The organism is Aestuariivirga litoralis (assembly GCF_015714715.1).
Classification (GTDB): Bacteria; Pseudomonadota; Alphaproteobacteria; order Rhizobiales; family Aestuariivirgaceae; genus Aestuariivirga; species Aestuariivirga litoralis_A.
This window is the reverse complement of sequence record NZ_WAHS01000002.1, coordinates 569440-589863: the sequence shown is the minus strand read 5'-3', so window position 1 is coordinate 589863 and position 20424 is coordinate 569440. Positions and strand designations below refer to the sequence as shown.

The following is a 20424-nucleotide window of genomic DNA, read 5'->3' as shown; positions in this document are numbered from 1 at the left end:
GGTATAGCTCTAGGACATATGAGCGACCGGCCTTCAAACAAATTGCAGATGGAAAATCCGGCTTACCGCCTGCCTGCGGTGGACCGGGATTTTGTACTGGGCGATTCCACCCGTGGCATCCGCTTCCAGCTCGAATACCTAAAGGCCGAAGAAAATCTTCGCGCTCGCAATGTGGAATCAACCGTCGTCGTCTTCGGCTCGGCCCGGGTGCGCGAGCAAGATTCATCAGGCTGGTATGAGGCGGCACAGGAATTTGCCCGCATCTGTTCTGAAAAGGGCGGTGCGAAAGACACCAGCGGTGCGGCAAAGCAAAATGTGATCGCTACCGGTGGCGGGCCGGGCATCATGGAAGCGGCCAATCGCGGCGCCTATGACGCCGGAGCCCCTTCGATCGGCTACAACATCACATTGCCGCGCGAGCAGGAACCCAATCCCTATTCGACGCCCGATCTCACTTTTCGCTTTCACTATTTCGCCATGCGCAAAATGCATTTTGCCATGCGCGCTGCGGGGCTGGTGGTTTTCCCTGGCGGCTTTGGCACGATGGATGAGCTGTTCGAATTATTGACGCTGCGGCAAACCGGCAAGATGACCAAACCTTTGCCGGTGGTACTGTATGATTCAAAGTTCTGGAACACGGCCATTAATTTTGAGCATTTTGCGACAGCCGGTCTGATCAACCGCAAAGACCTTGAGCTGTTCACCTTTGCCGATACACCCGAAGGGGCCTGGGATGCGCTGCTGGCGCTTGGCCTCAAAATTCCATGAGTGAAACATCATGAGCGTCAAACTGCATTTCCACGGTGCCGCGCGCACCGTCACCGGGTCCTGCTACCTGATCGAAACCGAGCAGGCCAAGGTGCTGGTCGATTGCGGCATGTTCCAGGGCTCGCGCAGCATGAACCAGCTCAACTACCGGCCGTTTCCTTTCGATGTGGGCACGGTGCATGCGCTGGTACTGACCCATGCGCATATTGATCACACCGGCGTGGTGCCCAAGCTCACGCGGCACGGGTTCAAGAACAAGATTCACTGCACCAATGGTACGGCAGATCTCTGCGCGATCATGTTGCCGGATTCGGGCCATATCCAGGAAATGGAAGTGAAACAGCTGAATGTTCGTTCGGCGCGCAAGGGCAAGCCGGAGGTGGAGCCGATGTATACGCTGCTCGATGCCATGGCGGCGCTGGAGCAGTTTGAGCCACACCCTTACAAGGAATGGTTCTCGCCCGCCGCCGGCATCCGCATGCGGTTCTGGAATGCCGGCCATCTGCTGGGTTCATCGTCGATTGAAACCGAGATTGAACAAGAGGGTGGCAAGCCGATCCGCCTGCTGTTCTCCGGTGATATCGGTCCGGACAACATGATGCTGGAGCCCGACCCGGAAGGCCCGACCGATTGGGACTATGTGGTCTGCGAGTCGACCTATGGGGGCTATGACCGGTTTGAGCGCAGTCAGGACAAGCGCCGCGAGTTGCTGGCAGCCGAACTCACTGAAGCGGCCAAGCGCAATGGTGTACTGCTTATTCCCTCCTTCGCGGTGGAGCGCACGCAGGAAGTGGTCACAGACATTGTGATGCTGATGGAGCAGGGCCGGGTGCCGCAAGCGCCGCTGTTTATTGACTCGCCTCTCGCTGGCAAAGCCACGCAGATTTTCCGCAAGCATTCGACAGAGCTGGAAAACGGCTCGGACCTGGCGCGGGCGTTCAATTCGCCTTTGGTGAAGACCACGGAGTCGGTGGAGGATTCAAAGGCGCTGAATCGCTTTACCGGATTCTTCATCGTGGTCTCGGCTTCGGGCATGGCGGAGGCGGGGCGCATCCGGCACCATTTGCGCAACAATTTGTGGAAGACGTCTACCACCGTGCTGTTTGTGGGCTATCAGGCGGTGGGCACATTGGGGGCGGAATTGAAGTCAGGCGTGTCATCCGTTCGCATCATGGGTGAGGATGTGAAAGTGGCCGCCACCATCCGTTCCGTCGAGGATTATTCCGGCCATGCTGATGGGCCGGAACTGGTGCAATGGCTGCAGGAGCGCAAGCCCATCGCGCGCAATGTGTTCATCACGCACGGCGAAGAAGAGCGGCAGATCAATTTGGCACGGGATGCCAAGGACAAAATCATTGCTGAAGACCGCATCATCCGGCCCGCGTTGGACGAGGCGTATGAAATTTCTGGCCCCATAGCACGGCTGGTGGAACAGGCCTCGCAAGACATGCCGCGGCTTGAACATGCTCTCGTGGCGAAGCCGGATTGGGACAATGATTATCAGGGCCTGCTGCGCGAAGTGCAGGAGACGCTGGATCAGGCCGCTGGTGACAAGCAGCGTGGCGTGATCCTCAGGCGCTTGCGCCGCGCATTGAGTGAAGATGGCACGCCTCCGTTGCCGCCGCCCAATATCCAGCGGCGCAGGCCGGGCCGGCGCGGATTTGACGAGGGCTGATGCCAGTCTCGGCGCGCCGCATTGATCATCTTGTGCTTGCCGTCAACGATCTGGATGCGGCGGGTGCGTTTTATCAGAGCCTCGGCTTTCAGGTGGGTGCGCGCAACATGCATCCCTGGGGCACACATAACCGCATCGTGCAGTTTGGCAGTTCGTTTCTTGAATTGATCACGGTGGGCGATGCTGCATCCATTCCGGAGCATCGGCCAGAGCATTTCAGTTTCGGCGCTTTCGTGCGGGACTATCTGGCGCAGCGCGAAGGCTTGGCCATGTTCGTACTCGATAGTGTCGACGCAAAAGGTGATGCGGCTGCTTTCCGGAGTGCAGGCATTGGCCCCTATGAGCCGTTCTTCTTCGAGCGCAAGGCCAAGCGGCCAGATGGCAGCGAGACACAAGTGGCTTTCACCTTGGCCTTCACTACGCAGCCGGATTTTCCGAATGCCGCATTCTTTCGCTGCCAACAGCATTTTCCAGAGAATTTCTGGAATCCAAAATTCCAGCAACACCCGAATGGCGCGACAGGCATCAGACGCGTCACGCTGCAAGACAATGGCGAACATTCGCACTTTCTAACGGCCTTCACGGACGTGGCACCAGAAGGTGATGTGTACCAATTCGAAAAGAATGGTGAGCTGAAAGTGGATCGTGGTGCTGCGGGCTTTTCGGGCTTTACCATTTCAGGCGTCAAAGCCGCAGCGGTTGATGCGTTCGGCACCAGGATTTCGTTCGAGGCCTAGGCCACAAGATGAGGAGACAGCTCCATGGCATGGATGATCACGGCGCGGGATTCGGCTGATGGCGTGAGGCTGCGTCAGGACCGCGTTCTGATGGATGCACACTGGGCTTACGAACAGTCGATCAAGGACAAGATCCTGTGCGCCGGAAGCCTGCGGACCGATGATGGCAAGACGCCGATTGGGAGTCTTCTGGTTCTCGATGTCAGCACACGCGAAGAGGCTATGGTTCTGTATGAAGCTGATCCCGCCACGCGTGCCGGTCTGCGTCAGGACGTAAATGTTGTCCGGTGGAACAAGGCGATCTTCGCCTATGAAGTGTGTGACTAGGCGCCGAGTGCGCGGAAGTCCTGCACCAACTCTTCATAGAGCTTGCGCTTGAAGGGGATGATCAGCTCGATCAGCTCATCGATCTTGGCCCAGCGCCATTCGTCGAATTCCTGCTTGTGGCCGGGCACGACGAGATTGATGTCTTCATCCTTGCCTTCAAAGCGGAAGGCGAACCATTTCTGCTTTTGGCCGCGATATTTGCCCTTCCAAGACTGGCCGATCAGATGGTCCGGCAGATCATAAGTGTACCAGCGCTCGGATTCTTTCATCAGCGAAACGGCAGTGACACTTGTTTCCTCGTAAAGCTCGCGGCGCGCGGCGGCTTCGATGTCTTCGCCTTCGTCAATGCCGCCTTGCGGCATCTGCCACCATTTGCCGATACCATCGTCATTCTGCTTTTCAAAGCGGCGGCCAATCCAGACGAGGCCCGCCTTGTTGAACAGCATGATGCCCACGCAAGGGCGGTAAGCGGTAATATCAGGCCGGATCATTATCCGCGTGAGCCCACAAAGGCGGCACTGGCGGGGATGATCACAACGCCGCGGGTTTGCGCTTCGCCAATCCATTCCTTGACAGTGCTGATCGTCACATCAAGGCCAGAGCCGGTGCCGATGGCGATCTCCCCGCCCTGCGCCTGTTGCTCAAGTGCGTCGAGTGCGGCAGTGATAGCGCTTGGATCAGGGTTCTGGTCGATCACGCTGGTGCCGTGGCGGATGGGCATGTTGAGCGGGCCAGCGACCTGATCGGTTGAGGTCATCGGCCCGGAGCCATCTTCCACGAAATTCAGGCCGCGTGACTTGATCTCGCTGAGCAGCGATTTGGTGGCGTTAGGTGTCGAGAGGAAACGCCCGCCCATATAATTGATCACACCGGCATAGCCGGCAAAGCGGCTGAGCAGCCAATTGAGATTCTCACGCGTGGTGGCGGCGTCACCATCGGCAAGCAAGGTGCGCGGGCCCGGATTGTTGGCGGGGTAGCCCACCGGCTCCAGCGGCAATTGCAGGAAAATTTCATGGCCTTCGTCGCGGGCCTTGTCCACCTGGGCCTGCACATTGTTGCCATAAGGTGCGAAAGCAAAAGTCACTTCCGAAGGCAATTGAGTGATGGCGGTGCGGGTGAGTTTTTCGTTGAGGCCCATGCCGCCGAGGATCAGTACGATCTTGGGCGCATCGGAATGAAGATCGTTCAGCGAAGCCTTCTTGGCGTAAACATCCGCAGGCCGTGCACCATTGCTGGCGATCTTGGGCAGAGGGCCTTGATCGCTTGTTTCAGTGACGGCTTCGACCGGAGCCTTCACCAGGCTTGGCCTACTGTTGGTGATGATGGTGACGTGACTGTCCATCTTGGTGATCTTCTGGCGCGTCGATGACGGTGCAATGTCAGTGGACGCGGTCGTCACATCGACAGCGTCTTCCTCTTCCGTAGCCAGCTTGTCTTGCTTGACCACCGATTGCGCCATGTCGAGATTCTCGGTGACTTCAATTGGCGCCATGGCGACGGTGACTACGGGTTCGCCGGCGAAGGGCGCATGTTGGCGTGTGAGCCAGACGCCACTGCCAGCATAGACGCAGAGCATGATCGCATAGGCCGAGACAAGCGCCGACGGCCTCTGTTGCCAGAGCCTTGCGGCCGTATTTCGCTTATGCAGCGGCTGTTTCAGTTCATCGCGGCGCATGGTGCTTTATTCGATTCCTGAGGCAATTTGCGTGGGCAATCGTTAATGCGGCGTTAACCATAGCGAGATGACTGGGCCTTGGTGGACAAAGGGCGGGCGCGGCCCCTATGGTGCGCCCAACAGGAGATTGAAATGACGGGACGTTTGAACGGAAAGACAGCTTTGGTGACATCGGCAGCCCAGGGCATCGGCAAGGCCAGCGCTTTGGCTTTAGCCCAAGAAGGTGCCAAAGTTTGGGCCACAGACATCCGTGAAGACCTGCTCAAGGAGCTTTCCAAGGAGCATGCCAGCATCTCCACTCTGGTGCTCGATGTGCTGAAACCTGAATCCATCGCCGCCGCTGCCACCAAGACCGGCAACATTGATGTGCTGTTCAATTGCTCGGGCTATGTCCATGCCGGCACCATCCTCGATGCCGAGGACAAGGACTGGGACTTTTCGTTTGACCTCAATGTCAAATCGCATTTCCACATGATCAAGGCCTATCTGCCGGGCATGCTGGCCAAGGGTGGCGCTTCGATCATCAACATGGCTTCGGTGTGCTCTTCGGTGCGGGGCCTGCCCAACCGTATGGCTTACGGCGCATCGAAAGCCGCCGTGATCGGCCTCACCAAATCGGTGGCGGCGGATTTTGTGACCAAGGGTGTGCGCTGCAATTGCATATGCCCCGGCACGGTGGATACACCGAGCCTGCATGACCGCATGCGTGCCCAGGGTGATTATGAAAAGGCACGGGCTGCTTTCGTGGCCCGCCAGCCGATGGGCCGCTTGGCGCAGGCGGATGAGATTGCAGCGCTGGTCACTTATTTGGCCAGCGATGAAAGTGCCTTTGTCACCGGCCAGGCCATGGTGATTGACGGCGGACTTTCAATCTAAAATCCGAAATATTTCCATTGCGCATGAGGCGACGGAATGGCCGCAAGCCTTCGTCCCTTATGCAACGAACTGGTTCTCCCGAACGTGGACCGGTTGTAACAATGGAGTATCAAGATGTTGAAGAAATTGCTTTTGGGCGTTGCCGTGCTTTCGGTTCTGGGCAGCGTGGCCTATGCCGAGAATTCCGCCGCCAATCCGCCGGCGCCTGACCAGCAGAACACCCAAACCGCTGACAACAATGACGATGGTCAACCGCCGCCACCGCCGCGTGGTGATGATGACCGTGGCGGCTGGTGGGGATGGGGCCATCGTGGCCATCACGGCGACCACCGCATGGGTGACCAGGGTGGCGGGCCTGGCATGGGCGGCCCGGGTGGTGGGCCTGGCATGATGATGATGGGCAAGGGGCAGGGCTTCCGCCTGCAGCTCGGCAAGGGTGTTTCCATTGGCGTGATGTGCGGCAAGGACACCAGCATCAAGGATTGCGTGGCTGCGGCCCAGCCTTTGATTGACGCGGCCAAGGCTGTCGCCTCGTCACAGGCCGGCACCAAGCTTTAACAAACACGGCACCTGCAGGCCGGCGGGGTTTATGCCTCGCCGGTCATTTTGCTTTTGGTGTGATCCGCACTAGGCTTTGGCGATGAGCCACCAAAGCGTTTCCGTCAAAGCCCTGCGCCCCACGCAAATTGCGGTGGGAATGAAACTGGTGAAAGCCAAGCGCCGGGGCCTGCATGCGCGGTTGCGTGAACCGCAAGAGCTTGTCGATTTCATTCTCGATAACCCCATGCGCGTGGTGGCGGGGCCAAAGACCAAGCTTTATGTGATTGATCATCATCACCTGGCCTTTGCGCTGCTGGAGGAAGGTTTTAAAACCGCACCTGTGGTGCTGGTGGCAGATCTTTCCACGCTGCCAGTGGCGGATTTCTGGGCACAGATGGAGGCCAAGGGTTGGCTTTATCCCTTCGATGGGGATGGGCGGAAGCAAACAGCAGCAGCCATTCCGCGCGATATTGAAGATATGCAGGATGACCCTTACCGCAGCCTCGCAGGTTTTGTGCGGCAGGAAGGCGGCTTCCTCAAATCACCAGCACCCTATGCCGAATTTGCCTGGGCTGATTATTACCGGCCGCTGATCGCGCGAAAACTTCTGAAGCGCGATTTTGACAAGGCGGTGCGAATGGCGCGGAAACTTGCGGGCAAGCCGGAAGCCGCGCATCTGCCAGGCTTCATCGCCGATCAGCCGAAGCGGGCGAGATAGGCTTCGCAGAGGGCCGTCGTCTGTTCCGCATAAGTGGGCTTCAACTCATGGGCGAGATCAATTTCGCTATGCGTGCCCAGCCAGGCCACGAGCAGCAAGCGCCGGAACATGATGAACGTGGAAATTTCATTCTCATCATCCTTCGCCAGCGGACGCCGGGTGCGGTAGCCTTCCACCCAGGCGGCGATCAGTTCCGGCGCATGCGCTTCATGTTCATGGAAGGACACCATGGTGGCCGCATCATACATCAGCCAGCCGAAGCCTGAATCGTCGAAATCGATAACTTTGATCGCACCCTTGTCGTCGAGCAGATTGGCGAGGCGCAGATCGCCGTGGATGAGATTGAACCGCGCAGGCGCTTCGCCGTAAGCCTTGAGGCGGCGTTCGATTAGATCGCTGGTGCGCTGGAAAAGCGGCTTCAACTCTGCCGTGACGCCGAGGCCTTTGCGCCAATCGCCCCAGCGGCTTTCTTCGCCCAGCGCCGCCGAGAAATCCCAGCGGGGGCGGGTGAAAAATGCAGGTCGCTGCCAGCGTTCCACATGGCCGTGCAGAGTGGCGGCGATGCGGCCCAGTTCATGCGCGAAGCCCATTAGGTTGTCAGTGATCAGTGGCTCACGGCCCTCTTCCCAATCGAACAGAATGGCCTCGCGCGCGCCCAGGCTTTGCAAATAGGTGCCATTGCGGCCCTTCACTGGATTGGCGGCGGCGATGACTTTTTCAGCATGCAATGCCTCAAGCCATGCCATTTCGGAAGCGAGCTCGGCATGGGTGTGATAGCCGGGCCGGTTGAGGCGCAGCGCGAAGGCGCGGCCGTCATCGGTCTCCACCTTGTAGGTTTCGTTCTCGGATACATTCACCAGATTGAAGGTGAAGTCGCGGCCCAGATCGAAGGCGCGGGCAAGTTCAGTTTTCATAATCACCCGGTTTGAGAAAATCGACCATCCGCGCCGTGGCGCTGCCTGGCTTTTTCGGTTGCGGCTGGCTTTCATGCGGCTTCCAAGCCATGGCCCAGAGCAGATCCAGCGAAGCACGCACGCGGCCATCGGGATCGGCGTTGCTGGATTGATAATCTGCCAGCGCAGCAGCTAGCACTGCTTGCGAGGTAAAAGTTTTGCGCCGGTCATGCAGCGGGTTGGCAAAGCCAAAGGCTTTCACCTCGCGCAGCAAAGCCAGCGCATCCTTATAGCGCAGCGTGAGGCGGTCGCTGTCGGTGACGGGCAGAGCAAGACCGGCGCGTTGAAGCAGGCCACCCATTTCGCGCACGCCGATCATCGGTGCTACGCGCGGCGACACGCCTTCGCGCGTTTCACTTTCCGCCACCAGCCAGGATTGACGCAGCTCCGCCAGAGTTTCATCGGCAAAGCAGCTGGAGAAAAACAGACCATCTGGTTTCAGGCTGCGGGCACATTGGGCGAGATAGCCCGGCACGTCATTCACGCAATGCATATCCAGCAAAGTGAACACGGCATTGTAGGTGAGCGGCGGCAGGCCCAGATCATCGTCAGCCGCTGGAACACGCGCTTCAATGCTTCCGCATTTGCCGGTCATCTGCAGCGTCTGCACAAACGGGCCGGGCTGCGAAGCGATAACCAGCACATTCTCAAACTGGTGGTTGATCACTGAAAGCCGCTCGGCCAGATCATCTGCCACATGAGCCAGAAGCGGGCTTTGGGCCGCGCTGGCCTTCTTTTGACGCGCCAGATACAGTGCCCGGTCAAAGATATTGGGAATGGCAGGATCCATGAGCGAGGACCTAGCTGAAAAGCCGGGGCAGTTCCAGTTCGGCGCCGTCAAGGCCGTGCTCAAAGCGGCAGGTCGGGGCTTCCTCGATGCATTGCTGCCGCCGCATTGCCTTGGTTGCGGCGAGAGGGTCTCGCATGCGGCCAGCCTGTGCAGCGCCTGCTGGCAGAATTTGCGGCTGCTGGACGATCCGGTGTGTGACCGGCTGGGCATTCCGTTCCCCTATGATCCGGGTGCTGGCATTGTGAGCGTCGAGGCGCTGACCAACCCGCCGGAATGGAACCGGGCACGGGCCGCCGTGCTGTTTGATGATGTGGCTAAGGAAATCGTCCATGCTTTCAAATATGGCGACCGCAGCGAGGCCGGGCTGTTCATGGCGCGGCAGATGGCGCGGGCCGGGGCGAGCTTGATTACGGAGTGTGACTTCATCGCCCCCGTGCCTTTGCATTGGGCTAGGCTGTGGCAGCGGCGCTTCAACCAGGCGGGCTTTCTGGCGCAATATCTGGCTAAGGCCGCGGGCAAGCCTTATGCGCCGCAACTTCTCAGCCGTGTGAAGCACACATCTTCGCAAGTGGGTTTGGATGCGGAGGCTCGCGGCAGGAACATGCGCCGGGCCTTCAAGGCGGCCAAGTCCGTCACCGGAAAATCCATCCTGCTGATTGATGATGTGCGTACCACCGGGGCCACGCTTTCGGCCTGCACGGTGGCGCTTAAATCTGCAGGAGCAACCCGCGTGGATGTGTTGACCTTTGCCCTTGTGAAGCAGCCTTTCAAGCCGCATATTGAAGAGCACACTGAATAGCTGACGATCCTGATGCCTGATATCACCATTTATACGACCGAGTTCTGCCCCTATTGCATGCGCGCCAAGGTGCTGCTGCATGAAAAGGGCGCTGAGTATAACGAGATCGATGTGTCCTATGATCCGGCTGAGCGGCAGCGCATGATGGCGCGCTCCGGCGGGCGGCGCACCGTGCCGCAGATTTTCATCGGCGATCAGCATATTGGCGGCTGCGATGATCTCTATGCGCTCGACGAAAAAGGCGGGCTTGATCCGCTGCTGGCTGCCGCATGACATTCAAGGCCGGCCTGGTTCAGATGCGCACGGGCGTCGACGAGGCGCGCAATCTGGCGGATGCGTCTGCACTGATCCGCGAGGCTGCCGACAAAGGCGCTGATTTCATTATCACACCAGAGATCACCAATCTGTTCGAGCCGGACCGGCCGAAGATGAAAGAGAAGATCACGCCTCAGGCCGAGAACATTTCGGTCAAGGGCTTTTCGGACCTAGCCAAGGAACTAAAGCGCTGGCTGCATATCGGCTCGCTGGCGCTGAAGCATGAGAATGGCATGGCGGTGAACCGCGCGCTGCTGTTCGCACCTGATGGGAAGATCGCTGCCACTTACGACAAGGTGCATCTCTATGATGTGGACTTGCCGAATGGCGACACTTACCGCGAGAGTGCGGTCTATCAGGGCGGCAAGGATGCGGTGGTGGTCGATCTGCCCTTCTGCAAGCTGGGCGTGACGATCTGTTATGATGTGCGCTTCCCGCTGCTTTATCATGCGCTGGCGCAAGCAGGTGCCAATGTGCTGGTTACCCCAGCCGCCTTCACGGTGCCCACAGGGCAGGCGCATTGGCATGTGCTGCAGCGAGCCCGCGCCATTGAGACGGGCAGCTTCGTGATCACCGCCGCCCAGGGCGGCAAGCATGAGGGCGGGCGCGAGACCTATGGCCATTCGCTGGTGGTCAATCCTTGGGGCGAGATCATCGCTGAAATCAAGGGTGACGAGCCCGGCGTGCTGCTGGCCGAGATTGACGTGGCGCAATCGATTGATGCCCGCGCGCGCATTCCGACGTTGGCCAATGCCCGCAAGTTCAGCTTGAAACACGAAACCGCTGTTACTAACTGACGCTCATGATCCATTACGACCTTCAATGCGCCAAGGGCCACGAATTTGATGGCTGGTTTGCCTCGATCGCTGCTTTCGACAAGCAATTGAAGCGCGGGCTGGTGACGTGCAGCCATTGCGGCTCCACCGAGGTTGAAAAGCAGCTGATGGCGCCGGGCATTCCGGCCAAATCCAATACCAAGCCTGATCTGCCGGTGCGCATGGCCGGCGGCGCTGATCCGCGTGCGGCTGAAATGATGCGTCTGATGCGTGAATACCGCAAGCATGTGGACGCGCATTCAGAAGATGTGGGCACGAAGTTTGCCGAGGAAGCCCGCAAGATTCACTACAAGGAATCCGAGGAACGCGGCATTCGCGGCCAGGCCACACGGGATGAAGCCATCGAGCTGATGGAAGAGGGCATCGCGGTGCATCCGCTGCCGATGCTGCCGGAGGATGGGAACTAACCTTACGTCTCTACCGCGTGCGAGAGAACGAGTTAATCCTTCTGTCCCACCACCATGTAATTCACGCCCATGTCCTTGGAGCGACGCCATTCGTTGGCTAACGGGTGGAAGGTGACGCCGCTTTCGGCTTTGACCTGAGTCTGGTTACCTTCGAGCCAGGTGCGCAGCTCATCGGGGGTGATGAATTTCTCCCATTCGTGGGTGCCCTTGGGCAGCCAGCCAAGGACATATTCGGCGCCGATGATGGCGAGGCCGAAGCTTTTCATGGTGCGGTTCAGCGTGGCCACGAACATCAGGCCGCCGGGTTTCAGCATCTGGCAGCAATTCTGCAAAAAGAACTGCGGCATGCCGACATGCTCGATCACTTCCATGTTCAGGATCACATCAAACTTCTCGCCAGCCTCGGCCAGGTCTTCGGCCTTGCCGACGCGGTAGTCGATGTCGAGTTCGGTTTCGGCGGCGTGAACCTGTGCCGTTTTGATGTTCTTCTCGGACGGATCGACACCCACCACCGAAGCACCCAAGCGCGCCATCGGCTCGCAGAGAAGCCCGCCGCCGCAGCCGATATCGAGAAAGCGCAGGCCCTCGAAGGGTTCGCGCACCAGCGGGTCCAGCCCCAGCCGCGCACAAACCTGTTCCTTGATCCAGGCCAGGCGCACTGGATTGAACTTGTGCAGCACGCCCATTTTGCCCCTCGGGTTCCACCATTCAGCAGCGAGTTTGGAGAATTTCTCCACTTCGGCGGGGTCAAGCGTGGATAGAGGGGCAGATGTATTCATTGTCACAATTCTATTTAAGCCAATATTTCCGCCTCCTTATTGCATAACTTGCCCCTCTCGCCTAAGAGACAATCGCACTGCAGCAGCGATTTTGGATTAGCCCTCAAGGCTCTGAAATATAAGGAATTTGGCCTATGGGCCGTTTGGTCATGAAATTCGGGGGTACCTCGGTTGGGGATGTTGAACGCATCCGCAACGTGGCGCGCCATGTAGAACGTGAAGTCAAGGCCGGCAATCATGTGGCCGTGGTGGTCTCGGCCATGTCGGGCACTACCAATCAATTGGTGGAATGGTGCCGCCAGGTGGCGCCAGTGCATGATGCCCGCGAATATGATGCTGTGGTGGCCACCGGTGAGCAGATCACAGCAGGCTTGCTGGCCATCGCGCTGCAGGAAATTGGCATTCCAGCGCGGTCCTGGGCCGGCTGGCAGATCCCGATTGAAACCGATGGCGTGCATGGCTCGGCCCGCATGACCAATATCAATGGCGGCGAAATCGTAAAGCGCATGGAGCAGGGCCAGGTGGCGGTGATCACCGGCTTCCAAGGCCTAGGCCCCGACAAGCGCATCACCACTTTGGGTCGCGGTGGTTCGGATACATCGGCGGTGGCTGTGGCTGCCGCACTTTCGGCGGCCTGCGATATCTATACGGACGTGGACGGTGTTTATACATCAGACCCGCGCATCGTCACCGCCGCCCACAAGCTGGACCGTATCTCTTACGAAGAGATGCTGGAACAGGCTTCGCTGGGTGCAAAAGTTTTGCAGACGCGCTCGGTCGAGCTCGCCATGGTCTATAAAGTGCCCTTGCAGGTGCGCTCTTCCTTTGAGCCGCCAGACAGCCCCAACCAGAACAAGCCGGACGGCACCGGCCCCGGCACCATCGTTTGCCAAGAGGATTCGAGCATGGAACAGCATGTTGTCAGCGGTGTCGCCTATTCGCGCGACGAGGCCAAGATTTCGCTTCGTAAAGTGAAGGACAAGCCCGGCGTTTCAGCCGCCATTTTCGGGCCGCTGGCCGAAGCCGATATCAGCGTCGACATGATCGTGCAGAATGTGTCCGCTGATGGTGCTTCAACCGATCTCACCTTCACCCTGCCGCGCAAGGATTTGCGCAAGGCGATTGAAGTGCTGGGCAAGGTGAAGGAGCAAATCGGCTTCAATGACAGCACCCATTCGGCTGATGTGGCCAAGGTGTCGATCGTCGGCATCGGCATGCGCAGCCATTCGGGCGTTGCGGCCCTGATGTTCAAGACGCTGGCTGAAAAGGGCATCAATATCCAGGCCATCACCACGTCTGAAATCAAGATCAGCGTGCTGATTGATGAGGCCTATACCGAGCTTGCGGTGCGCGCGCTGCACACGGCTTATGGATTGGACAAGGCCTGAGGCATGGGGCATCTTCGAAAGATGAAACGTTTCTGGCATGAGGGCCTCCGGCCCTAAGGACACAGGTTGATGCTGAAAACCGCACTTGGCCCGCGTGTCCTTCTCAGAAGGCTTCGCGAGGTGATGGCGGAGCCGGGAACGGCACAAGTACGCCTCGACCGTATCGTCAAGATGATCGCCAGTAACATGGTGGCGGAAGTCTGCTCGGTCTATGTGCTGCGGCCCGACAAGGTGCTGGAACTCTACGCCACCGAAGGTCTGAAATCCGAGGCCGTCCATAAATCGCAACTGAAAGTGGGCGAAGGCCTTGTCGGTTTGATCGGCGAGCAGGCCATCGGCCTCAACCTTACCGAAGCGGTCGACCACCCGTCGTTTAAATACCTGCCGGAAACCGGCGAAGAACTGTTCCACTCATTCCTGGGCGTGCCGATCATGCGCGGCGGCTCGGTGATTGGCGTGCTTGTTGTGCAGAACAAGACCAGACGGCATTACACCGAAGAGGAAGAAGAGGCGCTGCAAACCACGGCCATGGTGCTGGCCGAAGTTCTGGCTGGCATCGGCATTCTCGGCGCTGCCCCTGATCTGGTCAGTGAAGGCCCGGAAAAGGGCACGGCGGTTCTGAAGTCCGACAGCTTGGCCGAAGGCGTGGCACTGGGCCATGCGGTGCTGCACGAACCACGTGTGCGCATCCAGAACATGATTGCCGAGAGCATCCCGCTGGAACTGGCGCGCATCGACGAGGCCATCGCCTCGCTGCGTTCGGAAGTGGACAAACTGCTGGCCGGCCATGAGGCGCTGGATGCCGGCGATTCCAATGATATTCTCGAAACCGTGCGGATGTTCGCGCATGACAAGGGCTGGCTGGGGCGACTGAAGGAAACGGTGCGTACGGGGTTGACCGCCGAAGCCGCTGTCGAGCGCGTGCAGAATGATAACCGGGCGCGCATGTCGCGCACGCCGGATCCCTATCTGCGCGAGCGGATGCATGATCTGGATGACCTGTCGAACCGCCTGCTGCGGGGCTTGACCGGCACGGTGGCCACGGCTTCGCGCACCGATTTGCCGGCCAATACCATTATCGTGGCGCGCAATATGGGCCCAGCGGAATTGCTGGATTATGACCGCAGCAAGATCCGCGGTGTGATCCTCGAGGAGGGCGGCAAGACCAGCCATGTGGCTATCGTGGCGCGCGCGCTAGGCATTCCCGCCGTGGGCCAGGCCGAAGGTGTGGTCAATCTTGTCGATGAAGGCAATGCCATCATCGTCGATGGCGGCACGGGCGAAATCTTCATCCGGCCGTCGTCGGAGCTGGAAAAATCCTACGCTGAGAAAGTACGCTTTCAGGCCAGCAAGCAGGCGCGTTTCAAGGCGCTGCGCGAAATGCCGTCCATAACCAAAGACGGCCAGCAGGTCACGCTCAATATCAATGCGGGCCTGGTGGTGGATATGCCGCATCTGCACGAGTCGGGTGCAGCAGGCGTGGGGCTTTACCGCACTGAACTGCATTTCATGATGGCCAACCGCTTCCCGCGCCTGTCATCGCAGATCAAGCATTACAAAAGTATTCTGGATCAGGCAGGCGGCAAGCCCGTGGTGTTCCGCACGCTGGATATCGGGGCTGACAAGACGCTGCATTACCTGCGCCAACCGCGCGAGGAGAACCCGGCTCTGGGCTGGCGTTCGATCCGCATGGCACTGGAACGGCCGGCTCTGTTCAATCTGCAGGTGCGCGCCATGATGCTGGCGGCGGCGGGCGATGATCTGAAGATCATGTTCCCGATGATTGCCGATGTGCAAGAATATGAAGTTGCGCGCGACCTGGTGTTCAAGGAGCGTAACTGGCTGAAGGCGCGTGGGCACCCGCTTCCCAAAAGCCTGAAGCTGGGGGCGATGATCGAAATCCCTTCGCTGCTGTGGCAGCTCGATAATCTGTTGCCGATGGTTGATTTTGCTTCTGTTGGTTCCAATGATCTTGTGCAGTTCCTGTTTGCGGCAGACCGCGGTAATCCGAAACTCGCGGGCCGCTACGATCCGCTTTCGCCTGCAGCGCTGGGTGCGATGCGGATGATTGTCGAGAAAGGCAAGAAGCACGGCAAGACGGTGACGCTCTGCGGCGAGCTGGGTGGCCGCCCACTCGAAGCCATGGGTCTGATCGGTGTGGGCCTCACGTCGATGAGCATGGTGCCTTCCGGCATTGGCCCGGTGAAGGCGATGATCCGCTCCGTGGATCAGGCCAAGCTGTGGGACTTCATGCAGCCGCTGCTCGAAAGCGGCAAGCATTCCATCCGTGCCGATCTCGCGAACTTTGCCAAAGATAATGGCGTTGAAATTTAAGCGTTGATTTGATTCAAGTTTAATCTGGCATTCACCATTTTTGTTCATTCTCAGCTGATGCGCGGCCCGTTGGCTTCGCGTTAACGTTTGTAGAGTTGAGCAAAATGACCATCGAAGTGCCCGAGTTTACTGCCACGCGCCGCCAGCCCCAGATGTTTTCTGAGCCGCGCCGCAAGCCCGATGGCGATGCAGCCCCTGCCGCTGAAGTTGGATTTTTTCTCGCCCGTGAGCGTGAACGCCGCGCGATGAGTTTGGAAGCGGTGGCCGAAGCCACCGGCATTCATCCCTATCATATCGATGCCATCGAACTGGGCGATCTCACCCGCATGCCGCCGCGCATGGAAGCGATGGAGATGATTGCAGCCTATGCGCATTATCTTGGCTTTGAGACCGAGCCACTGATCCAGCATCTGCTGTCATTCCTGCCGCCGCCGCCGGTGGTGCGTCAGTCCTATCATCCGGCGCGTCCGCCGGTTCTGTCCAGCGCCAAGGTGCTGGCCTTCGGCAGGCTTCCGAAAATCCCTTCGCTCAATATTCGCCTGGCCAATTATCCGGGTGGTTCAGGTGGCGTGATTGCTTCAGTTGCCGCAGCCTTCCTGATGTTTGCCGGCATTCATTGGATGTCTTCCGGTTCGGTGGGTGAAACTGCTCCAGCGGATCAGGTTGCCATTTCAGAACCCGTTATCAAGAAGCCCGCTGCTCCGCAGGTGAAGGCGCCTACAGCTCCTGTGCAGCAGGTTGCGGACGCTTCAACTCCTGATGTGGATGGTGATGCACTCAATGCCTTGATCAATGGCGATGTGGCTGATGCCAAGCTGGCAGCGAAGCCGGTACAGCAGGTTGCCGCCGCCGCTCCGGTAAAGTCCAAGAAGATTCAAGACCGGATCAAGGTGGCCGATCAGATCACAGTCGCCTCGACCAACCCAATCCCGCAGCCATCGGATGGCCGCGTCTATGGCTCTGAAAACAAGGATGCCCATGTGGTGCTGAAGGCCACGGCTCCCGTTTGGCTGCGCATCGAAGACCAGCAGGGCATCGCCGTGATGACCCAGATGCTGAATACCGGTGATACCTACAATGTGCCGAACCGCGATGGCCTGGTGGCCCTGACGCGCGATGGTGGCCGCCTCGCTTACATGATCGACGGCCAGGAAAAAGGCACACTCGGGCCGCCCGGCAAAATTCTCGTCAACGAGAAGCTGGACGTGCAGGCACTTTCCACCAAGCACTGAGTTTCAACAAACACCCCTGCAACGGGAACCGGCGGGCCAAGGGGCTCGCCGGTATTTTTTGTCGCAGCTCTTTCAGTACGCTCCAAACAAAAACCCTCCCCGGTGAGGGGAGGGTTTGAATTGTGCTACCGAAAGCTCAGTTCGACTGCTTGGCCTTGTCGTCCACTTTCGCCGGGTCAGCTGGCTTCACATTTGTGACAACCTTTTCGCCGTGAATGAAAGCGATAGCCGCCTTCAGCTGTTCGTCCTTGCCCTTGTCCTCTGGAACATAGGCAGATGAGCCGCCGCCTTCTTCACCGCCATTTGGATTGGCCAGATGGCCATTGAGGCCGGCTTCACCTTCGGTCGAAACATTCTTGCCCTGAAGTTCGGGCGGCAGCGGTTCTTCGATCAGGATATCCGGATCAATGCCCTTGGCCTGGATGGAGCGGCCTGACGGGGTGTAGTAGCGCTGCGTGGTCAAACGGATCGCTCCTTCATTGCCCAGCGGAATGATGGTCTGCACCGAGCCCTTGCCGAAGGACCTTGTGCCGATGGTGGTGGAGCGCTTCTGGTCCTGCAGAGCGCCGGCCACGATTTCCGAAGCCGAGGCCGAGCCGCCATTGATCAGCACGACAAGTGGCTTGCCATTGATCAGGTCGCCCTTGGTGGCGGTGTAGCGTTCCACCTGGTCGGGCAGGCGGCCACGGGTGGAGACCACTTCGCCCTTGTCCATGAACACGTCCGACACGCCAATGGCCTGGTTGAGCAAGCCACCCGGATCGTTGCGCAGGTCGAGGATATAACCCTTCACCTTGCCATCCATCTGCTTGTCGAGATCGGCAATGGCTTTCTGCAAGCCGCTTTCGGCCTGCTCATTAAAGGTCGAGATGCGGATGTAACCGATGTCATCGCCTTCCTTGTTGTATTTGACCGATTCAATCTTGATCGTGTCGCGGTTCATCTTGACGTCGAAGGGTTCCTTCTTGTCGCGCACGATGGTGAGGGTGACAGGCGAGCCCACGGGGCCGCGCATCTTGTCCACTGAATCATTCAGCGTGTTGCCCTGCACTTCCTTGCCGTCGATCTTCACGATGAGGTCATTGGCCATGATGCCGGCCTTCTTGGCGGGCGTATCGTCATAGGGAGCCACCACCTTGATGACGCCGTTTTCCATGGTGACTTCGATGCCAAGGCCGCCGAATTCGCCGCGGGTCTTGACGTTCATGTCAGCGGATTCTTTGGCGTTCATGTAGCTTGAATGCGGATCGAGCGACATCAGCATGCCGTTGATGGCGGCTTCCATCATCTTCTGTTCGTCGGGCTTCTCGACATAGTCAGAGCGCACGCGGTCATAGACCTCGCCGAAGAGATTGAGCAATTTGTAGGTGTCGGCATTGGTGGAGGCCGTGGCGATATTGATGGCCTGAACGCCAGCCAGGGCTGCAGCAGCCCCCAATGCAACAAGTCCGGCATTCTTCAAACGGTTATTCAATTTCATTTCATAGCCTCTCTTCGGCCAGCATCCCACCAGGTGGTGGAATCAACAGGCGCATTGTCTTTGCGGAACTCAACATAAAACACGGGGTGGGTGTGGTCGGCCGTCTCGCCCAGAAGGGCCAGAGTTGATGGACCATCGCCCATGAGACCTACCGGTTCGCCCACTCTTACCGTTTGGCCCATCTCCGCTGATATCTGCTTCATGCCAGCAAGCAGCACCAGATAGCCTTCTCCGGCATTCAAGATCAAGAGTTGTCCATAGGAACGGAAAGTTCCTGCGAATTCAACGGTTCCATCAGCTGGAGAAATTACACGGCTGTTAGATTCTGCGGCGATCGCCAGGCCATCGAGCTTGGTTCCCAATTCAGTGTCTTCACCGAATCTTTTGATAATGGCGCCGGCGACAGGATAGGGCAGCTTGCCCTTCAGGGTGGAGAGCAGTTTCAACGGTCCTTGCAGGGCGGCCAGCCGCTCGGCTTCCGCCTTGGCGGCGGCCTTGGCTTCCTCGGATTTCTTGCGCTCGGCTTCTTCGCGCGCCTGTTGCAGGTCAACCAAGAGCTGCTGCAGATTCTTGGCCTGATCGGCCAAGGCGGCGGCGCGGGTTTTCTCGTCCGCCAGATCTTTGCGCGCGGCGATGGCGAAGGCGCGTTTCTGGTCCTGCAGGGTTTTCAATTCAGTCTCGGATGAAGCCAGAGCGTCGAGCGCCGCCTTCTGCTTCTGGCGCGCGGCATCGGTTTCGTCGCGCACGGCGTGCAGCTCATCGAGATTGTCACGCAGGGCCTTGGCCTTGTCGCGCAGGCCCGGCACCACGGCGCCGAACATCATGGCACCGCGCAAGGCATCGAGTGCGTTTTCGGGCGCCACGACGAGGGCAGGCGGAGGATTTTGCTGCAGACGCATGAGGCCGGCGAGGAGTCCGGACATTTCATCCTGTCTGGCGGCCAGATCGCTGGCCAGGGTGACGGACTGAGCTTCGAGATCTTTCAGGTGCTGGTCCTGCTCTGTCAGGGCGACCTGTTGGTCTTCCATAGAAGCCTCGAGATCTACGAGCCGTTTTGAAATTTCGCCCTGCGCCTTGTTGGCAGCGGCGATGGCGGCGCTGATTTCGGAAACCTTAGCGGTGGATTGCGACAGCGTGTCCTGCACGGCCTGCAATTGCGCCTGCGTCTCCTCCGGTGTGGCAGCCCAAAGCGGTGCGGCAATCACAGTGAAGGCAGCCAGGATCAAAGGAAATTTTATTCTCGCCGAAGGCATCGCAGAGGCTTTGGCTGGTCCCAATGTCAAAAATGGGGCCGCCGAATGACTTAATATTCAGGCCCGGTGATAGGGATGATTGAGCATAATGGTTACCGAGCGGTAAATCTGCTCCAGCAGCATGATGCGGGCCAGCCGGTGCGGCCAGGTCATCTGGCCTAATGCCAGCAATTCATTGGCTTTTTCTCGGGTGCCGGGGCTGTGGCCGTCTGGTCCACCGATCAAAAACACCACGTCATTGCCGCGCTCGATCACTTTTCTGAGATGGGCGGCGAACGCTTCCGAGGTGTGGGATTTGCCGCGTTCATCAAGGGCGATCACATAGGCGCCGGTGGGTATAGATGACCAGAGCTGTGTTTCTTCCTCACCCATGCGGCTGGGTGCATCGGGTTTCTGGCTTTCGGCCCAGTCGCTGATCTTGAGCGCCGTGACGCCGGCCTTCTTGCCCATCGCAGTGATGCGGGTGGCATAGTCTTCCGCCATCAGCTTTTCGGGCCCGGATTTGAGCTTGCCGATGGCGAGAAGATGCAGCTTCATTTTAT

At 58.8% G+C, this 20424-nt stretch carries 22 protein-coding genes; 14 read left to right on the top strand and 8 right to left on the bottom strand.

Going from position 1 to position 20424, the window contains the following annotated elements:
* The first annotated feature begins 18 nt into the window (after positions 1–18).
* Genes F8B91_RS14615 through F8B91_RS14600 form a run of 4 tightly spaced genes read left to right on the top strand, consistent with a single transcriptional unit; the run spans position 19 to position 3507 of the window.
* Positions 19–768 carry an LOG family protein gene (locus F8B91_RS14615; RefSeq protein ID WP_196504582.1) on the top strand — a complete coding sequence of 250 codons (750 nt, stop codon included), beginning with the start codon at positions 19–21 and terminating at the stop codon, positions 766–768.
* A gap of 10 nt (positions 769–778) precedes the next feature.
* Complete coding sequence (locus F8B91_RS14610) at positions 779–2443, top strand: MBL fold metallo-hydrolase (protein WP_196504581.1); 1665 nt, start codon at positions 779–781, stop codon at positions 2441–2443.
* The gene (locus F8B91_RS14605; protein WP_196504580.1) at positions 2443–3180 is read left to right on the top strand and encodes a VOC family protein; all 738 of its coding nucleotides are present in this window, start codon (positions 2443–2445) and stop codon (positions 3178–3180) included. The genes F8B91_RS14610 and F8B91_RS14605 overlap by 1 nt, the downstream gene beginning before the upstream one ends.
* Positions 3181–3204: 24 nt before the next feature.
* Complete coding sequence (locus F8B91_RS14600) at positions 3205–3507, top strand: YciI family protein (RefSeq protein WP_196504579.1); 303 nt, start codon at positions 3205–3207, stop codon at positions 3505–3507.
* On the opposite strand, the gene F8B91_RS14595 is transcribed toward F8B91_RS14600, so the two are convergent.
* The gene (locus F8B91_RS14595) at positions 3504–3998 is read right to left on the bottom strand and encodes an RNA pyrophosphohydrolase (RefSeq protein WP_196504578.1); all 495 of its coding nucleotides are present in this window, start codon (positions 3996–3998) and stop codon (positions 3504–3506) included. The two genes, F8B91_RS14600 and F8B91_RS14595, sit on opposite strands and share 4 nt — an antisense overlap.
* Positions 3998–5182: a divergent polysaccharide deacetylase family protein gene (locus F8B91_RS14590; protein ID WP_196504577.1), complete on the bottom strand. Its 1185-nt coding sequence runs from the start codon at positions 5180–5182 to the stop codon at positions 3998–4000. Before F8B91_RS14590 ends, F8B91_RS14595 begins: the two co-directional genes overlap by 1 nt.
* A gap of 132 nt (positions 5183–5314) precedes the next feature.
* Between F8B91_RS14590 and F8B91_RS14585 the strand changes: the two genes are divergently transcribed.
* From F8B91_RS14585 to F8B91_RS14575, 3 genes are all read left to right on the top strand, one after another.
* Positions 5315–6058: an SDR family oxidoreductase gene (locus F8B91_RS14585; protein ID WP_196504576.1), complete on the top strand. Its 744-nt coding sequence runs from the start codon at positions 5315–5317 to the stop codon at positions 6056–6058.
* Between the two features lie 114 nt (positions 6059–6172).
* The gene (locus F8B91_RS14580) at positions 6173–6616 is read left to right on the top strand and encodes a hypothetical protein (protein ID WP_196504575.1); all 444 of its coding nucleotides are present in this window, start codon (positions 6173–6175) and stop codon (positions 6614–6616) included.
* Positions 6617–6698: 82 nt separating this feature from the next.
* Positions 6699–7316: a ParB-like protein gene (locus tag F8B91_RS14575; RefSeq protein ID WP_196504574.1), complete on the top strand. Its 618-nt coding sequence runs from the start codon at positions 6699–6701 to the stop codon at positions 7314–7316.
* Here the strand turns inward: F8B91_RS14575 and F8B91_RS14570 are convergent.
* Positions 7295–8230 (bottom strand): phosphotransferase enzyme family protein, encoded by a 936-nt coding sequence (locus tag F8B91_RS14570; protein ID WP_246715272.1) that lies wholly within the window; start codon positions 8228–8230, stop codon positions 7295–7297. The two genes, F8B91_RS14575 and F8B91_RS14570, sit on opposite strands and share 22 nt — an antisense overlap.
* Entirely contained in the window at positions 8220–9059 is an 840-nt protein-coding gene (locus F8B91_RS14565) for an SAM-dependent methyltransferase (protein ID WP_196504572.1), read from the bottom strand. The genes F8B91_RS14570 and F8B91_RS14565 overlap by 11 nt, the downstream gene beginning before the upstream one ends.
* Between F8B91_RS14565 and F8B91_RS14560 the strand changes: the two genes are divergently transcribed.
* The 4 genes from F8B91_RS14560 to F8B91_RS14545 are packed head-to-tail and all read left to right on the top strand — an operon-like array spanning position 9058 to position 11416.
* Positions 9058–9858, top strand: coding sequence for a ComF family protein (locus F8B91_RS14560; RefSeq protein ID WP_196504571.1), 801 nt, complete (start codon positions 9058–9060; stop codon positions 9856–9858). The two genes, F8B91_RS14565 and F8B91_RS14560, sit on opposite strands and share 2 nt — an antisense overlap.
* A gap of 12 nt (positions 9859–9870) precedes the next feature.
* Positions 9871–10131: a glutaredoxin 3 gene (grxC, locus tag F8B91_RS14555; protein WP_196504570.1), complete on the top strand. Its 261-nt coding sequence runs from the start codon at positions 9871–9873 to the stop codon at positions 10129–10131.
* On the top strand, positions 10128–10970 hold the full coding sequence (locus F8B91_RS14550) for a carbon-nitrogen hydrolase family protein (protein WP_196504569.1): 843 nt from the start codon (positions 10128–10130) through the stop codon (positions 10968–10970). Before grxC ends, F8B91_RS14550 begins: the two co-directional genes overlap by 4 nt.
* 5 nt (positions 10971–10975) lie before the next feature.
* Positions 10976–11416, top strand: coding sequence for a DUF1178 family protein (locus tag F8B91_RS14545; protein ID WP_196504568.1), 441 nt, complete (start codon positions 10976–10978; stop codon positions 11414–11416).
* A gap of 32 nt (positions 11417–11448) precedes the next feature.
* Here F8B91_RS14545 and ubiG read toward each other — a convergent pair whose 3' ends face one another.
* Positions 11449–12195, bottom strand: coding sequence for a bifunctional 2-polyprenyl-6-hydroxyphenol methylase/3-demethylubiquinol 3-O-methyltransferase UbiG (gene ubiG, locus F8B91_RS14540; RefSeq protein WP_196504567.1), 747 nt, complete (start codon positions 12193–12195; stop codon positions 11449–11451).
* A 134-nt stretch (positions 12196–12329) separates the two neighbouring features.
* Between ubiG and F8B91_RS14535 the strand changes: the two genes are divergently transcribed.
* From F8B91_RS14535 to F8B91_RS14525, 3 genes are all read left to right on the top strand, one after another.
* Positions 12330–13583 (top strand): aspartate kinase, encoded by a 1254-nt coding sequence (locus F8B91_RS14535; protein WP_196504566.1) that lies wholly within the window; start codon positions 12330–12332, stop codon positions 13581–13583.
* 69 nt (positions 13584–13652) lie between these two features.
* Positions 13653–15917: a phosphoenolpyruvate--protein phosphotransferase gene (ptsP, locus tag F8B91_RS14530; protein WP_196504565.1), complete on the top strand. Its 2265-nt coding sequence runs from the start codon at positions 13653–13655 to the stop codon at positions 15915–15917.
* A 104-nt stretch (positions 15918–16021) separates the two neighbouring features.
* Positions 16022–17149 (top strand): helix-turn-helix domain-containing protein, encoded by a 1128-nt coding sequence (locus tag F8B91_RS14525; RefSeq protein ID WP_196504564.1) that lies wholly within the window; start codon positions 16022–16024, stop codon positions 17147–17149.
* 136 nt (positions 17150–17285) lie between these two features.
* Here F8B91_RS14525 and F8B91_RS14520 read toward each other — a convergent pair whose 3' ends face one another.
* The 3 genes from F8B91_RS14520 to rlmH form a co-directional block, all read right to left on the bottom strand.
* A complete protein-coding gene (locus F8B91_RS14520) occupies positions 17286–18629 on the bottom strand; it encodes a S41 family peptidase (RefSeq protein WP_196504563.1) in 1344 nt (447 codons plus the stop codon).
* A complete protein-coding gene (locus F8B91_RS14515) occupies positions 18626–19855 on the bottom strand; it encodes a murein hydrolase activator EnvC family protein (RefSeq protein ID WP_196504562.1) in 1230 nt (409 codons plus the stop codon). Before F8B91_RS14515 ends, F8B91_RS14520 begins: the two co-directional genes overlap by 4 nt.
* Positions 19856–19939: 84 nt before the next feature.
* A complete protein-coding gene (gene rlmH, locus F8B91_RS14510; protein WP_196504561.1) occupies positions 19940–20419 on the bottom strand; it encodes a 23S rRNA (pseudouridine(1915)-N(3))-methyltransferase RlmH in 480 nt (159 codons plus the stop codon).
* Positions 20420–20424: the final 5 nt, after the last annotated feature.

Coding starts and splice junctions, on each gene's coding strand:
- F8B91_RS14615 (WP_196504582.1), top strand. CDS start 19: ATGAGCGACCGGCCTTCAAACAAATTGCAGATGGAAAATCCGGCTTAC.
- F8B91_RS14610 (WP_196504581.1), top strand. CDS start 779: ATGAGCGTCAAACTGCATTTCCACGGTGCCGCGCGCACCGTCACCGGG.
- F8B91_RS14605 (WP_196504580.1), top strand. CDS start 2,443: ATGCCAGTCTCGGCGCGCCGCATTGATCATCTTGTGCTTGCCGTCAAC.
- F8B91_RS14600 (WP_196504579.1), top strand. CDS start 3,205: ATGGCATGGATGATCACGGCGCGGGATTCGGCTGATGGCGTGAGGCTG.
- F8B91_RS14595 (WP_196504578.1), bottom strand. CDS start 3,998: ATGATCCGGCCTGATATTACCGCTTACCGCCCTTGCGTGGGCATCATG.
- F8B91_RS14590 (WP_196504577.1), bottom strand. CDS start 5,182: ATGCGCCGCGATGAACTGAAACAGCCGCTGCATAAGCGAAATACGGCC.
- F8B91_RS14585 (WP_196504576.1), top strand. CDS start 5,315: ATGACGGGACGTTTGAACGGAAAGACAGCTTTGGTGACATCGGCAGCC.
- F8B91_RS14580 (WP_196504575.1), top strand. CDS start 6,173: ATGTTGAAGAAATTGCTTTTGGGCGTTGCCGTGCTTTCGGTTCTGGGC.
- F8B91_RS14575 (WP_196504574.1), top strand. CDS start 6,699: ATGAGCCACCAAAGCGTTTCCGTCAAAGCCCTGCGCCCCACGCAAATT.
- F8B91_RS14570 (WP_246715272.1), bottom strand. CDS start 8,230: ATGAAAACTGAACTTGCCCGCGCCTTCGATCTGGGCCGCGACTTCACC.
- F8B91_RS14560 (WP_196504571.1), top strand. CDS start 9,058: ATGAGCGAGGACCTAGCTGAAAAGCCGGGGCAGTTCCAGTTCGGCGCC.
- F8B91_RS14565 (WP_196504572.1), bottom strand. CDS start 9,059: ATGGATCCTGCCATTCCCAATATCTTTGACCGGGCACTGTATCTGGCG.
- grxC (WP_196504570.1), top strand. CDS start 9,871: ATGCCTGATATCACCATTTATACGACCGAGTTCTGCCCCTATTGCATG.
- F8B91_RS14550 (WP_196504569.1), top strand. CDS start 10,128: ATGACATTCAAGGCCGGCCTGGTTCAGATGCGCACGGGCGTCGACGAG.
- F8B91_RS14545 (WP_196504568.1), top strand. CDS start 10,976: ATGATCCATTACGACCTTCAATGCGCCAAGGGCCACGAATTTGATGGC.
- ubiG (WP_196504567.1), bottom strand. CDS start 12,195: ATGAATACATCTGCCCCTCTATCCACGCTTGACCCCGCCGAAGTGGAG.
- F8B91_RS14535 (WP_196504566.1), top strand. CDS start 12,330: ATGGGCCGTTTGGTCATGAAATTCGGGGGTACCTCGGTTGGGGATGTT.
- ptsP (WP_196504565.1), top strand. CDS start 13,653: ATGCTGAAAACCGCACTTGGCCCGCGTGTCCTTCTCAGAAGGCTTCGC.
- F8B91_RS14525 (WP_196504564.1), top strand. CDS start 16,022: ATGACCATCGAAGTGCCCGAGTTTACTGCCACGCGCCGCCAGCCCCAG.
- F8B91_RS14520 (WP_196504563.1), bottom strand. CDS start 18,629: ATGAAATTGAATAACCGTTTGAAGAATGCCGGACTTGTTGCATTGGGG.
- rlmH (WP_196504561.1), bottom strand. CDS start 20,419: ATGAAGCTGCATCTTCTCGCCATCGGCAAGCTCAAATCCGGGCCCGAA.